Source organism: uncultured Corynebacterium sp., from assembly GCF_902489365.1.
Taxonomy (GTDB): domain Bacteria; phylum Actinomycetota; class Actinomycetes; order Mycobacteriales; family Mycobacteriaceae; genus Corynebacterium.
Genome location: NZ_CABTZR010000061.1, coordinates 1 through 13,493, shown reverse-complemented (window position 1 = coordinate 13,493; position 13,493 = coordinate 1). Strand labels below are relative to the sequence as shown.

Annotated in this window: 12 protein-coding genes and 1 tRNA gene; 9 read left to right on the top strand and 4 right to left on the bottom strand. The window is 60.2% G+C overall.

Features of this window, described 5'->3' with window-relative positions; genetic code table 11:
- Positions 1 to 691: DUF418 domain-containing protein (locus tag RDN59_RS09185; RefSeq protein ID WP_374044601.1), on the bottom strand; the 691-nt coding region annotated here is incomplete at its 3' end.
- 32 nt (positions 692 to 723) lie between these two features.
- Positions 724 to 2,256 carry an adenylate/guanylate cyclase domain-containing protein gene (locus tag RDN59_RS09180; protein ID WP_308607573.1) on the bottom strand — a complete coding sequence of 511 codons (1,533 nt, stop codon included), beginning with the start codon at positions 2,254 to 2,256 and terminating at the stop codon, positions 724 to 726.
- Between RDN59_RS09180 and RDN59_RS09175 the strand changes: the two genes are divergently transcribed.
- The 3 genes from RDN59_RS09175 (at position 2,255) to RDN59_RS09165 (ending at position 4,847) form a co-directional block, all read left to right on the top strand.
- Positions 2,255 to 3,502, top strand: a complete 1,248-nt coding sequence (locus RDN59_RS09175; RefSeq protein ID WP_308607572.1) for a DNA polymerase III subunit delta' — start codon at positions 2,255 to 2,257, stop codon at positions 3,500 to 3,502. The genes RDN59_RS09180 and RDN59_RS09175 overlap by 2 nt on opposite strands.
- 102 nt (positions 3,503 to 3,604) lie before the next feature.
- A tRNA-Thr gene (locus RDN59_RS09170) sits at positions 3,605 to 3,680 on the top strand.
- 159 nt (positions 3,681 to 3,839) lie between these two features.
- Positions 3,840 to 4,847 (top strand): DUF3644 domain-containing protein, encoded by a 1,008-nt coding sequence (locus RDN59_RS09165; RefSeq protein ID WP_308607571.1) that lies wholly within the window; start codon positions 3,840 to 3,842, stop codon positions 4,845 to 4,847.
- Between the two features lie 250 nt (positions 4,848 to 5,097).
- Here RDN59_RS09165 and RDN59_RS09160 read toward each other — a convergent pair whose 3' ends face one another.
- Positions 5,098 to 5,553, bottom strand: a complete 456-nt coding sequence (locus RDN59_RS09160) for a DUF4442 domain-containing protein (protein WP_308607570.1) — start codon at positions 5,551 to 5,553, stop codon at positions 5,098 to 5,100.
- A gap of 165 nt (positions 5,554 to 5,718) precedes the next feature.
- Positions 5,719 to 6,957, bottom strand: coding sequence for an MFS transporter (locus RDN59_RS09155; protein ID WP_308607569.1), 1,239 nt, complete (start codon positions 6,955 to 6,957; stop codon positions 5,719 to 5,721).
- 325 nt (positions 6,958 to 7,282) lie between these two features.
- On the opposite strand from RDN59_RS09155, the gene RDN59_RS09150 reads away from it, so the two are divergent.
- The 6 genes from RDN59_RS09150 (at position 7,283) to RDN59_RS12310 (ending at position 13,374) form a co-directional block, all read left to right on the top strand.
- Positions 7,283 to 8,161, top strand: a complete 879-nt coding sequence (locus tag RDN59_RS09150; RefSeq protein WP_308607568.1) for a hypothetical protein — start codon at positions 7,283 to 7,285, stop codon at positions 8,159 to 8,161.
- A 175-nt stretch (positions 8,162 to 8,336) separates the two neighbouring features.
- Entirely contained in the window at positions 8,337 to 9,494 is a 1,158-nt protein-coding gene (locus RDN59_RS09145) for an amidohydrolase family protein (RefSeq protein ID WP_308607567.1), read from the top strand.
- A 33-nt stretch (positions 9,495 to 9,527) separates the two neighbouring features.
- Complete coding sequence (gene nagB / locus RDN59_RS09140; RefSeq protein WP_308607566.1) at positions 9,528 to 10,292, top strand: glucosamine-6-phosphate deaminase; 765 nt, start codon at positions 9,528 to 9,530, stop codon at positions 10,290 to 10,292.
- Between the two features lie 53 nt (positions 10,293 to 10,345).
- On the top strand, positions 10,346 to 12,484 hold the full coding sequence (gene nagE, locus RDN59_RS09135) for an N-acetylglucosamine-specific PTS transporter subunit IIBC (protein WP_308607565.1): 2,139 nt from the start codon (positions 10,346 to 10,348) through the stop codon (positions 12,482 to 12,484).
- A gap of 300 nt (positions 12,485 to 12,784) precedes the next feature.
- Positions 12,785 to 13,246, top strand: a complete 462-nt coding sequence (locus RDN59_RS09130; protein WP_374044600.1) for a recombinase family protein — start codon at positions 12,785 to 12,787, stop codon at positions 13,244 to 13,246.
- Positions 13,243 to 13,374: a hypothetical protein gene (locus RDN59_RS12310; protein ID WP_374044602.1), complete on the top strand. Its 132-nt coding sequence runs from the start codon at positions 13,243 to 13,245 to the stop codon at positions 13,372 to 13,374. Before RDN59_RS09130 ends, RDN59_RS12310 begins: the two co-directional genes overlap by 4 nt.
- Positions 13,375 to 13,493 lie beyond the last annotated feature (119 nt).

Sequence of the window (13,493 nt, the reverse complement as noted above, 5' to 3'; positions counted from 1 at the left end):
ACACGAAACCCACGAGCATGAGCGGCAGGGCTGTAACGCCGGTAAAGGGGAGGGACACAGCGTGGGCGAGGAGAGCAAAAGCTTGCTCGCCCACGAGCCCCACGTAGCTCTCTGTTGAGGGGACACCGCCGATATTGAAATTCGAGGTGTCGATGAATGCTGCGGCCACACCGATGCCAATGCCGGCGAGTACTTGGAAACCGAAGAGTACATAGGCCACGCGCATGAGAGTCTTGTCGGTCACAGGGAGTAGCAGCGCGATGAGTATGCCTATGGCTCCATACAGCATCATGATGTCGCCCATAAACAGGAAGAGGCAGTGAAGTGCTCCGAACAGAGCCAAGAACCCGTAGCGCTTTGCAATCACCGTTCGCGCGCGGCGAAGTGGGAAGCCGCGCCGCCACAAGCTCATCGCGATAAGCCCCACGCCGAAACCTAAGAGCGTGGAGAACATCGGCAGGCCGCGCACGTGGATGAACATGGCGGAAAAGACCACGTAGATTTTGTCCGCAACGGTCTCGACGCCGCCGAAATAAGCATCGGGGCCATCGCCGTCGTTCATAATCCACGCGGTGCAGACATTAGCCAGCGCGATGCCCAGCAGGGCCATGCCGCGGGCGACGTCGGGGACGAGGAGGCGAGGACTCGACGTCTGGCGTGTCGGAAGGGGCTGATATGGCTGTTGGAGCATGGCCCCAAGCTACCAGAACCACAAAAACTTATTTATCCGAGAGCGCGTTCCGCCAAGGTCGGGCGAATCGGGCGCGCCAGTTGCGTCATGCGGCGACGCCCGCGCAGCTCAATGGACTTCATCAGCGTCCAGCGGGCTTGCTCGGCCTCGTTGGCTCCGCGCAGCGTGGCAGAGTTGGTGAGCACTTGGCCCGGGGTGTCCTTGGCCAGCTCGGTCAGGCGTGCGGCCTCATTGACGGCATCACCGATAACGGTGTACTCGAAACGGTCCGCACCACCAATGTGGCCGGCCACCACGTGGCCCGCGGCCACGCCGATGCCCGCCTGCAGCCGCAGCCCGCGCAGCTCCTGGCGCAGTTCGCGGGCGGCCTGCAGGGCCATGGAGTTGGCATCGTAGACCGTCAGTGGGGCACCGAACACGGCCAGAGCAGCATCACCCTGGAACTTGTTGATGATGCCCTTATTGCGGTGCACCACCTCAACGACGTGCTCGAAGAACTTGTTGAGCTCCTCCACGACCTCCTCCGGGGTGTGGTTGACGGCGAAGGTGGTGGACCCAATGACGTCGATAAACAGCACCGCCACCTTGCGGTCCTCGCCGCCTAGCTCCGGGCGTTCCTCCAAGGCGCGCTGTGCCACTTCAGTGCCGACATAGCGGCCGAAGATATCGCGCACGCGCTGGCGCTCACGCAGGCCGCGCATCATCTCGTTGAAGCCGGCCTGGAGCACGCCGAGCTCGGAGCCGTCGTAGATATCCACCTGGACGTCGTTCTCGCCGCGGCGCACGCGGTTGATGGCGTCCTGTAGCTCCAGGATGGGGTCCACCACACTCATCATGGCGAACATGGTGCCGATAAGTCCCGTGCCCAGCGCCGTGATGCTCAGCGCGATGATGGCGGGGATGATATCGGCGGTATCGGCGGTGAACATCCCCATCTTCTGGCCCAGGTGCACCAGGATGATGCCGATGAGCGGGATGCCGGAGGTCATGAGCCACGTGGAAAGCAGACGGTACTTAATCGGCGGCTCCAGGGTGGAATCCTCAAAGCGCCGGGCCACGGCCTCCGCAGCCACGGGGCGCACGAGGCGCTCTGCCTGCAAGTACGTCAACAGCACGATGAGGCCGCCGGCCAATGCAGCAGAAACACCGACTACGACGGCCAACCGCGCCGAGTGCTGGCCTGCCAGCACCACCGCCAAGATGATGCCCAGCAGCCACACGCCCGCGGCCACACCGGCCTGGAGGAGCGGGATGCGCAGGACCAGGTTGCGCACCATGTTGGGGTCATGGTCATCAGGATTGCGCTGCCAGTCCAACACCGGCCTGAACAGCCGCAGTGTTACCGCTATGCCGATGATGACCGCAAAGGTCACGAACAGCGTGCCGTAGGTCCACAGATGGGGCGTGTGGGCGATGAAATCGGAGATCTCCGGCATGGGGAGAAAGAAGACCACGAAGGTCATGATCGCAATGGCGCCGATGATATTGGCTCCAAGGACGAGCGCGGCGTACATCGGCCATTGAGTACCCCATAACCAGCGGGCGCCACGCATCAGTCTGTTCATGATTAACAACTCTAGTTATCCCAGTAGGCTAGGGCGAGTGAACACCTCCAGCGTTGCCGAAAGGCTTGCCGACGCCCCCTCCGTCTCCCACACCATCCTCAGTGCTGCCCGCGCGGCGCGGGGTGAGGGCGACTCTCGGGCGATGAGCCACTCCTGGCTATTCACCGGGCCCCCGGGTGCCGGACGTTCGCTGGCCGCGCAGTGCTTCGCCGCGGCGCTCATGTGTACGTCCGCCGACGAGAACGGCAACCCCGGCTGTGGGCGCTGCCCCTCCTGCCAGAGCGTCCTGGACAATCAAGAGCACACCGACTTGGTCTACGTGGACCCGCAGGAGCAGTTCATCACCGTGGGTGAGGCCCGTGAGGTCATCGGGCGCGCAGCCAGCCTGCCGAGCGTGGCGCCGTGGCGGGTAGTGATCTTCAACAAGGCCGACCGCCTGCGCAACGAGGCCGCCAACGCGCTGCTGAAGACCGTGGAGGAGCCCCCGGAGCGCACCGTCATCATTATGGTCGCGCCCTCGGAGGACCCGGAGGACTTCTCGGTCACGCTGCGCTCGCGCTGCCGTCACCTTTATATCCCGGCGCCGAGTGTGGAAGGCGTCGTCAAGCAGCTCGTCGCCGAAGGCGCCAGCGAGGATGACGCCCGCCTGGCCGCCGTGACCACCCTGCGCCACGTGGGCCGTGCGCGACACCTGGTCAACGAACCTGCCGCGCAGAAGCGCCGCGCCATGGCCATCAACCTGGCTGAGGATGTCTTCCACGGCTCCCAGGCCTTTCAATCCGTCACAGCGCTGCTGAAGTTCATTGAGAAGGAAGCCAAGGACTCCCACGCGGCGGCGGAGGAGGCGGAGCGCTCCAAGATTGAGCAATCCTTCGGCGTTGGCGCCAAGGGCAAGGGCGCGACGAAGGCGCAGCGCGACGCCCGCAGTGCCCTGAAGGATATGGAGGAGCTCCACAAGAAGCGCGCTAAACGACGCATCGCCGACGGCCTCGACATCGCCTTGGTGGATCTCGCCGGCATCTACCGCGATGCGCTCATGCTCAAAGTCGGCGCCGAGGTGGAGATGACCCACCCGGATTTCGCGGGCCTGGCCGGCGAACTTGCCCAGCGCGTGAGCGAAGACGGCCTGCTGGCTGCCCAGGCCGCTATCCGCACCTGCCGCGAGCAGCTGCCGCAGAACGTCACTCCGCAGGTGGCTTTCGATGGCATGGTGGGCCGCCTGCGCCTGGCCTGCGGTGCGCGCTAACCTGCACGTGTGCTGCGAGGGCACTGCAGGTGGTAGCCCGATTTCTTTCTCAGCCCCGGCCTAGGCTAAACTCTCACGCGGTGCATATACACACGGCACCGTGCCGCCTTAGCTCAGTCGGTAGAGCATCTCACTCGTAATGAGAAGGTCGCGAGTTCGATTCTCGCAGGCGGCTCCATTAAGCCTCAGCTAGAACAGTGTTCCAGCTGGGGTATTTTCCTATCGTCACCGGCTACTAAATCGGCCCAGATTGTCCGCGCTATTACCGAGCGTAGACAGGGCACAGGCTGAGAACACCGAAGAAGTGAATCGGGAGCAGAAGTTAGAATGGTCCTTTGTGGATAAGGGACAGGAAGAGATCATTGAGAGGCTCCTAGAGAAGAGTAAGGAAGCTTTTGCTCTTGCAGTGGAGCTGTACAACAGGCCAACGTTGAAATACCACGCGGAGACCTGTTCAATTTTTCTCTGCAACGCATGGGAGTTAATGCTCAAGGCGTACCTGGTCCGAGAGCAGGGAATCGAGTCGATCTATTACTCGGACGAATCTGGAAAGACAATTGCTCTAGCAGACTGTCTCAAGAAGATTTTCACGAATGAAAAAGATCCCCTGCGCATCAACATGGCGGAAATCATTCGCTTCCGTAATGTTAATACTCACTTCATTACTGATGAATATGAGATTTTCATCGGACCGTTCCTGCAAAAATCTGTCATGAATTATGCAGATAAGCTCCTCGATCTTCATGGCGAATCCGTTAGCGATTTAATACCGGAGAATCACTTGACGTTGGCCGTGCGCCGCGGTGCAATTGACCCCGACGTGATTCGGACGAAGTATGAGCCTCATGTCGCAGAGAAGCTTCTCAAGATGAGTCAGCTAGCCGCCGACGCGGCAGGAACCGGAGAAGGGGGTTCTGCTGCCGTCATCTACGAGACAAACCTGCGCATCGTCAAGAAAGCGAAGGATGCCGATCTTAACGTCTATGTCGACAAAGATGCGGAAGCCGGCGTCACCATCGTTAAAGACATCCGAGACGCTGCCTCCTATTACCCTTACACAGTTGGTAATGCAGTAAAAGAGGTACGAAACAGGTTAAGGAAGTCGAAAACCACTATTTACTTCCGAGGCGAGGAAAAGTTATTCAACCGGTGGCACTTCAATCTCTTCAATAAGGTATTCCAATTTAAAGAGGATGACAGGTACGCACACGATCGCAGCACCGCTGGAGAACCCAATTCATCCTGGACATACTCTCAGCGAGCAATCGAGTTTATCGTTGCACAACTCGAAAAAGAGCCAGGGACGTGTATTGATGCCTTGCAGGCCAAGGCGAAAGCAAAGTAAAAACGCCAACCCTCGGAGCAAAGGAATTCTCAGGCCGAAGCCCTACTCCCATTCGGGAACCCAGCTTTATCCTTCTCGGGTTGACGTTGTGTCTCAAGCATAATCGGGCGCGAGGCCTTCCACAACACATAACTTCCCGGTGTGGACAAAATGGAATCAAACTACCAGGCAAACTCGGCGCCAGAATTTTTGGGACATACTCCGGTAACCCCAGCATCTGCGACGACGCGCAGGCTTTCGCACTCGCTGCTTATTTCTGCTTGCGCCGGTAGTACACCTGGCGGCGCACATGGGCGACGACGTCGCCTTCCTCATCAAGGATGTCCACGTCGAACCAATGCAGGTACTTCTCGCCGTTGGCCGTCTTCTCCTTGATGAGCGCGTAGGTCTCCTCGGGGATGCGCATATCGGCGGTGACCGTGCCGCGGCCGGGTTTGAGATACTTAATCTCACCAGCGGCATCCCAAATGCGGTACTCCTTGCCCAGACGGTGCATGGAGGCGAGCATGAAGAATGGATCCGTCATGGCGGAGAGCGTGCCGCCGAAGGCCACGCCCATGGCGTTCTTGGTCAGCATATTCGGCCTGTGGCTGACAACGACGCGGGTGCCGTCATCAGCGAATTCTTGGACCTTGATGCCAGCGCCTAAAAAGGGCGGCCAGAATCCCATGAAGCGCTTGAGCTGGCGTGCAGAAAAGTGGGCCATGAGGATAGCTCCGTGTGAGTTGTGGGGTCAGATGGGCTAAATGGCGTCAACTCTACCGTTGCGGGATAGAGGATAGTTTCGTTCCGTGGTGTGCCGGTAGTCATGGCTACATTTTTGCTATATCTCCGGATAACTGACGAAGTAGATTTACTGCAGAATTAAATGCTATTTGATGTCGTTGTCTTGGTTACCGGAGGCACCGTACATGGTGGCCTTCAGCGTTGGCCCCGCAGTGAGGATAGAGGTGCCGAACCCTGATACGACAAGGGCCGCGGCTGGGCCAATGGCACTTACAACAGGTGCTCCGATGATGTATCCAATAAGCATTGCGGAGCTGTTAATTGAACCCATCGTAGAAAGGGCTTTGGGTTTCACTTCATCAGGTACGGATCCGACAACGACTATTCGTAGTGCGGCTACCTGAGCGGCATTGCAGACTCCGCCAAGAAAGAAGCATGGAATACAGAGCCACAGCGAGGGAAATAGTCCAGGTAAAGCAATGAAGCACCCCATAGCGAATCCTGCCCCGGTCAGGACCTTCTCGGCGTTCTGTGAGTGAAGGCGAGCTGAAAGCCGTGCGCCAAAGATGCGGCCCACGATAAATGCTTGGGCAATGATGGCATATAACGTACCGCTTACGTGGAGGGTCTTTGTCGCATAGAAGACAAGCGAAACGTTGAAAATCGAGGTGCAGATAATTGCTCCCCAAATGCTGGTTAACGCGGACCGAGCGCTTCTATTCTTTAGCAAAAGAGAAGGTGCTTCGAGGACCTTGTGGAGAAAACTTGGTGAAGAGTCTTTGGTTTCTGGATGAAGCAGTGTTTTCTGGGGCGAGGATTTATAAAGGAAATAAAAAGCAAGCAGCGAGAGTCCAACAGCGCAGGCTTCAACGAAAAGCGCTGTCTGCAGGTTTCTTTGGTCCAGTAGTAATCCGCCTAGAGGCGGGCCCAGGAATCCGCCGCAAAGGCGGGCTGTATCTAAGAGGGAGAAGGCTTTCGCCTGCTGTCCTTCGCCGACCTGAGAATCAGCGATGGTGAAAATGGATGGAATTGACAGGCCGCTTAAGCATGCGGTGACGAGGTTTCCAAGAATGAGGATCAATGGCTCTGGATAGGCCGCCATTGATAACAAGCCCAGAAGATCTAAGAAAAGTGCAGCAAGCGCAATGTGATAGCTGTTGAATTTGTTGAAGAGTGGGGTCAGAAAGGGGACTGCAAAAACTTGAGCGCAAGTACCCGAGATGAAGATGCTTGCCACCAACAATTCGCCCTTGTTGAGTTCGGCGAAGTGGAGTGAGATCGAGAGGCTGGTCATTGACCCGCACACTGACAATAAAAAATATGTGGCGGTCAAGGTGTAGATAGATAAAAACCCTTTGCCACCACTGTTTCTAGGGGGATGCATTTAGGCTGCAACTGTTTCGTTGCCCTGACCGCTGGACGGACCTGAACGTCCTACTGTGACTACTTCGGAAAGCGATTCGGAGATAACCATTATTTCTCCCATATGTGATGACGGTTATATTCAGCAAGATAATGATGTGTGTCTCATATCGCAAGGGTGTAGCTGGGGCAGGAAGCGATCTGCCCGATGAATTGCGGCATTACTTTGGCACCCCTCTAGACCTGTATGCCTCCACTTCAAGCGGAGGCAGGTCATGCACGGTGTATAGGAAAAAGTAGTGCTAGCGCTAGTGCCTTTCACGCTTGTGGGAAACACAATGTAGGGCATGAAAAAGCTTGTGGTTGGCATGATTGCCGTGGTGGCCGTGATTGTGGTGGCGTTTGTCGGGTTTGTGGGATTCATGCAGTGGGTCGATGCAGACAGCGTGACCGGTGATGACGGCGTGGCTGCCGGATACAGCGCTGAGACAGGTGGCCCGCTGGAAGCGTCGTTCGCGGACGAGGGGCCGCACGCAGTCGACGTGCAGCGCGACGGCGACGTGACCATCGCGGCACCGACGGGGGCGGGACCGCTTCCGGCGGTGGTCATGGCTAATGGCACGAACACGCCGTTGAGCAGCTATCTACCCGTGGCGGAACACCTGGCTAGTTGGGGCTTCGTGGTCGTCGGCGATGAGACTCCCCACACCGGAACAGGGGAGAATGTTGTGCACTTAATTGAGCGATTGCCGGAACTGGATTCCCGTGTGGACCGGTCACGGGTCGGTATTTTCGGGCACTCGCAGGGCGGCGCGGGTGCCATCAACGCTGCGGCACAAGTGGAGGTAGCAGCCGTGTATGCGGCGAGCCCGGCCTCCCACAAAGTGGCGCGGTCCAATGACTGGGACTACAACACAGCCGACGTAGAGGAACCGCTTTTCCTGATGACGAGTGATGGCCGTTCGGACCGCTGGTTTGTCAGCCCGTGGAAAGACCTGCAGGAGAGCTATGAATCAGCTGGTGGTCCGGCAGTCAATGCCCGCCGCCTGGGTGCGGACCACAAGGACGTTTTAGAGCTCGGGGACGGTTATGCCACCGCGTGGTTCCGCTACATTCTTGCTGACGATCCTGATGCGCGAGACGTGTTCGTTGGCACCTCACCAGCGGGCGCCGGTGAGCTAGCTCGCAACGCGCTTTGGGACCGAGTGGCCACCCGCGGCTGGTAACTCACGGGGCCTTTCGGCATACCACGCGGTGTACCTAACACGTTAGAAGGCATCTGCGCTCACACACCCTACGGAGGAAGTGCGGTTCACAAAAATTGGTAGCCCTGATAAATTTCAAGTGAATTGTCAATTGGGCTGTGCTTTGCCAGCCCGTACAAACAGAATCGAATGAGTCATGCAGACAGAGGCGAAAGGCCACGTCGAGGGCCTCTATATCGATGAAAACTTCGAGCTGCGCGCCGGGGCCGTCACGTTCGGGGAGAGTATTGAGGGCATAAAGCTTGGCTCTGTCCCCCAAGCCGAGGCCGCCTGGCGCGCCGGGGACCCGAATGCGTTGCTGTGGGTGCCCGGCTTCGTGGACCTGCACAACCACGGCGGCAACGGCGGGGGATTCCCCAACGGCGACTACGAGCAGTGCCTGGCCGCCGCCCGCTTCCACCGCGCACACGGCACCACGACGCTGCTGGCCAGCTTGGTCTCCGGCACACAAGAAGAGCTGTGCGCCCGGGCGGAGCTTTTGGCTCAGCTGGCTGAGGAGGGCGAAATCGCCGGCATCCACATGGAAGGCCCCTTCATCGCGGCGGCCAAGTGCGGCGCGCAGGACCCTTCGCGCATCGTGCCCGGTGACCCGGACTTCTTCCGCGCGGTCATCGCCGCGGCCCGCGGCCACCTGTGTTCGATTACCTTTGCGCCGGAGACGGAGAACGTCGACAAGCTGCTTGAAGCCTGCGCGGAGCACGGCATCATTGCCAGCCTGGGGCATACCGAGGCCGATTACGACACCACGCTGAACGTTATCGCTATGGCCAAGGAACTCGGCGTCACCGTGACCGGCACGCACCTGTTTAATGCCATGCCCTCCATCCACCACCGCGCGCCGGGCCCTGTGGCTGCCTTGCTCGCAGCGGCGAAGGCGGGGGATGTGTCCGTCGAGCTCATCGCAGATGGCGTGCATCTTGTTGACGGCGCCGTGGACATGGCTCACAACCCCCGCGCCTTCGCGGTGACGGATGCCATGGCGGCCGCCGGCATGGCCGATGGTGCTTATGAGCTAGGCTCCCTTCCCGTCACGGTGAGCGGGGGAGTAGCACGCGTGCCCAGCGGCGCCATCGCGGGCGGTACCTCTACTTTGTCCCAGCAATTCGCCAGCTTCGCCGAGCGCCACGGCCTCGGGGAAGCAGTTCGTTTTACCTCCACCACGGCCGCGGATGTGCTGGGGCGCAAAGATCTAGGCCGCATCGCGGTCGGCGCGTGCGCCAACCTGGTGGGCCTCAATGCTCAACTGGAACCGGTGCGCGTCATTGTCGGTGGCACTGAATTTATAAACTTTTAAACAAGACTCTCACTCACATCAGGAAGGCAGATTATGGACATCCTCATTCGCTCCACCCCCGCCGAGGTCGCCGCCGCGGCTGCCGATATCCTCGCAGGCTACGCCAACAAATCCGCCACCCTAGGTCTAGCCACGGGCTCCACCCCGGTGGCTACCTACAAGGAGCTCATCGCCCGCCATGAGCGCGGCGAGGTGAGCTTCGCCGGCAGCCGGGCTTTTCTTCTCGACGAGTACCTTGGCCTTGACCCCGAACACGAGCAGTCCTACTACGCCACCATCCGCCGTGACTTCACCAGCCACGTCGATTTCGATGATGCCTTGGTCAAGAGTCCAGAAGGCAACGCCGCCGACCCCGTGGCAGCCAGCGCCGCCTATGACCAGGCCATCCGAAATGCCGGTGGTGTCGATGTCCAGTTGCTCGGTATTGGCGCGAACGGCCACATCGGCTTTAACGAACCGTCGAGTTCCCTGACGTCGCGCACTCGTGTGGTGGCGCTGCACCCGCAGACCGTGAAGGATAACTCCCGCTTCTTCGACACTGTCGAAGAGGTTCCGCGCCACGCACTCACGCAGGGCTTGGGGACGATCGCTGAGGCCCGCCACCTGCTCCTCATCGCCACCGGCAGCAACAAAGCCAACGCGGTGCACGCGATGGTCGAGGGCCCGCTTTCAGCGCGCTGTCCTGGCTCGGTGTTGCAGCTGCACCAGCACGCCACGGTGATTGTGGATGAAGCCGCCGCTGCCCGCTTGGAGGACCGCGAGTACTACCTCTTCGCGGACCAGAACCGCCTGCGTTAAAGCTTCTTTTTCTCATTCCAACCTTCACTTCTACTCGAAAGGACATTTCAGACATGAAAATAGATGTCATGGGGCCGCTACAGCGGCTCGGAAAAGCGCTCATGGGCGCCGTGGCGGTGCTGCCCGTCGCGGCGATCCTCTGCGGTGTTGGTTACTGGATCTCCAGCGCCGCCGGCCCGGATAACCTCGCCGCCCAGCTGCTCATCAGCTCCGGTGATGCGGTGCTGGCTAACCTGGGCTGGATTTTCGCCATCGCGATTTCCTTCGGCCTAGCCAAGGATTCCAACGGCGCCGCAGCTCTTTCTGGTTTCTTGGCTTTCGCCACGTTCATGAAGCTGCTGGGGCCAGAGGCCGTCGCCGGCTACCGTGGTATCGAAGATCCCACCGCGCTGACCGGCGATGAGGCGCTCGAATGGGCCGCGGAAGGCTGGAATGCCGTGGGCGGCGGCAACGTCCTCTTCGGCATCCTCGCCGGCATCATGGCAGCCTGGGTGTACAACCGTTTCCACGGCACCAAGCTGCCGGACTTCCTCGCCTTCTTCTCTGGTCGCCGATTGGTGCCGATCCTGACCGCAATCTTTGCCATGGTTGTCTCCGGCATCCTTTATTTCGTGTGGCCGTTCATCTACAACGCGCTGTTCAACTTCGGTACGTCCATCCAGGGCCTGGGCGCGGCGGGTGCCGGCATCTACGGCGTGGCCAACCGCCTGCTCATCCCGACCGGCCTGCACCATGCTCTGAACTCCGTCTTCTGGTTCGACGTCATCGGTATCAATGACATCGGTAACTTCCAGGCCGGCCAGGCCACCATCGACGCCGCCGCGGCCGCGACCTCTGCCGCCGATTGCCCGGGTATCTGGGCCAACGGCCAGTGTACGGTCGAGGGCGTCGTGGGCCGTTACCAGGCGGGCTTCTTCCCGGTCATGATGTTCGGCCTGCCGGGTGCAGCACTCGCCATGTACCTGCGTGCGGATAAGAAGAAGCGCAAGGTCGTCGGCTCGCTCATGGCCGCTGGTGCCCTGGCCTCCTTCTTCACCGGCGTGACCGAGCCGCTGGAGTTCTCCTTCATGTTCGTCGCTCCGCTGCTCTACGTGGTGCACGCGCTGCTGATGGGCCTGTCCGTCTTCATTGCCTCCGCCATGGAGTGGACCGCCGGCTTCGGTTTCTCCGCGGGCTTCGTGGATATGCTGCTTTCCTCGCAGAACCCGCTGGCCAATAAGTGGTACATGCTGCTGGTTATGGGCGTGGGCTTCTTCTTCCTCTACTTCGTTATCTTCTACTTCCTCATCGGCTGGCTGAACCTCAAGACCCCGGGCCGCGGCGAGGATGAGGCCGAGGACGCGGCGGATTCCGCTACGGGCGATGACAAGACCGCAGCCGATGCCGCCCGCATCATCGAGGGCCTCGGCGGCAAGGACAACATCGACTCCCTGGACTACTGCACCACGCGCCTGCGCGTGGGCGTCAAGGACCGCGCGCTTGTCGACGACTCCCTGATCAAACGCGCCGCCGTCTCCGGCGTTATCCACCCATCCGAGAAGAGCGTCCAGGTCATCGTGGGCCCAGCCGTACAGTTCATGTACGACGAGGTGAGCCACCAGCTGCGCCACGGCTCTCCGGCCCTGTCTACGGCTGGTGCTGCAAGTGTCGCAGGTGCCGCGGGCGCTGGAGCCAGCGTACCTGCCAGCGCCGCTTCCGCTAATCGCGTCAGCAGCGATAACGCGAACGTCGACGTACGCGCCCCGTTCGCGGGTGAGGTTGTTGAGCTCTCCCAGGTTCCGGATGCTTCCTTTGCGCAGGGCATGGTGGGCGAAGGTTTCGCGGTTATGCCTGATGCCGTCGATGCCTTCGACGTCTGCGCCCCCGTAGACGGCACCATCACCATGGTCTTCAAGACGCGCCACGCCTTCGGCATGAAGACAGCGGACGGGCTAGACCTGCTCATTCACATCGGCATCGACACCGTGGAGCTCAAGGGCGAAGGCTTCACGGCCCTGGCCAAGAAGGGCGATACCGTCACTGCCGGCACGCCGATCATCGCGGTGGAGGCACAGAGGCTGCGCGAGCGCGGCGTCAACCTCATCACCCCGGTGGTGTGCCCGACGGCTAAGCAGGTCGCTGGAGTCGATATCGCTCGCGAAGGTCATGCCCTGCCAGGCGAGGTCGCAGCAACCATCAAGCGCAGCAGCTAATCTGCCCCCGGCCCACCTCAGGAGCCGGCGGGACTAAAGCCCAGACACCAAAACTGCCCTAGTTGCCAAACCTTCGCTTCACATCGCAGGCGAGTTCAGGTGGTGAATGCATCTATGCAGCTGGGAGGTTGTGTAGATGTCGGGTAAAGAGAAACTACGTGAGCAGTATGTGGAGGCGTATCTGCATGATGCGCGTCTGATGACGGTGATCTTCAAGGAGTTTGGGGTGTCGAAGGCTACGGCGAGGGTGTGGCGTCAGGCTGAGGGTAACCTCAAGAATTGAAAGGCGAGTAGGCGACTGTGGCGTCGAATGGTCACCGGGTCGGCTACATCCGTGTCTCCACGGTGGAACAAAACGACAACCAGCAACGCGAACAACTCCACGCCTCAGGAATCATTGACCGCATCTTTGAGGACAAGATTTCCGGACGCACCCGCGCCCTGCGCCCAGGGCTTACCGAGTGCATGACCTACCTGCGCGACGGGGACGAACTCGTTGTCTCATCCATTGACCGTCTCGCCCGCTCGCTGACAGATCTGCGTGCCCTGGTGGACGAACTCACCGACAAAGGCGTAACCGTGACCTTTCTGCACGAGCATCTCTCGTTTTCGAAGGGAAACAGCGACCCACGCGCAGATTTGATGCTGGGAATTTTGGGGTCGTTTGCCGAGTCTGAGCGCGCAATCATCCGTGAGCGCCAGGCCGAAGGTATCGCCTTGGCGAAAAGACCGGCAAGTACACAGGCCGCAAGCGCGCCCTGACACCCGAGCAAGTCGTAGACGCGCGGAAGCGTATCGCGGCGGGTGAGTCGAAAGCATTGGTGGCTCGCGCCTTCGGGATTACCCGCCCCGCCCTCTACCGAGCACCAGAAGATAGTGCTGAGCGTTAGCGGCGGGGCAGGGGCGGGCGCTGCGGATGCTGCCAGCACTGGGCGTGGGCGGCGTTGAAGAATTGGGCTTGGTCAAGAATCTGGCGCCCGAGCTGTGCAGCGTTGCCGTCAAGGAGTTT

Coding starts and splice junctions, on each gene's coding strand:
- RDN59_RS09155 (WP_308607569.1), bottom strand. CDS start 6,957: ATGCATCCCCCTAGAAACAGTGGTGGCAAAGGGTTTTTATCTATCTAC.
- RDN59_RS09145 (WP_308607567.1), top strand. CDS start 8,337: ATGCAGACAGAGGCGAAAGGCCACGTCGAGGGCCTCTATATCGATGAA.
- RDN59_RS09180 (WP_308607573.1), bottom strand. CDS start 2,256: ATGAACAGACTGATGCGTGGCGCCCGCTGGTTATGGGGTACTCAATGG.
- nagE (WP_308607565.1), top strand. CDS start 10,346: ATGAAAATAGATGTCATGGGGCCGCTACAGCGGCTCGGAAAAGCGCTC.
- RDN59_RS09160 (WP_308607570.1), bottom strand. CDS start 5,553: ATGGCCCACTTTTCTGCACGCCAGCTCAAGCGCTTCATGGGATTCTGG.
- nagB (WP_308607566.1), top strand. CDS start 9,528: ATGGACATCCTCATTCGCTCCACCCCCGCCGAGGTCGCCGCCGCGGCT.
- RDN59_RS09175 (WP_308607572.1), top strand. CDS start 2,255: ATGATTAACAACTCTAGTTATCCCAGTAGGCTAGGGCGAGTGAACACC.
- RDN59_RS09150 (WP_308607568.1), top strand. CDS start 7,283: ATGAAAAAGCTTGTGGTTGGCATGATTGCCGTGGTGGCCGTGATTGTG.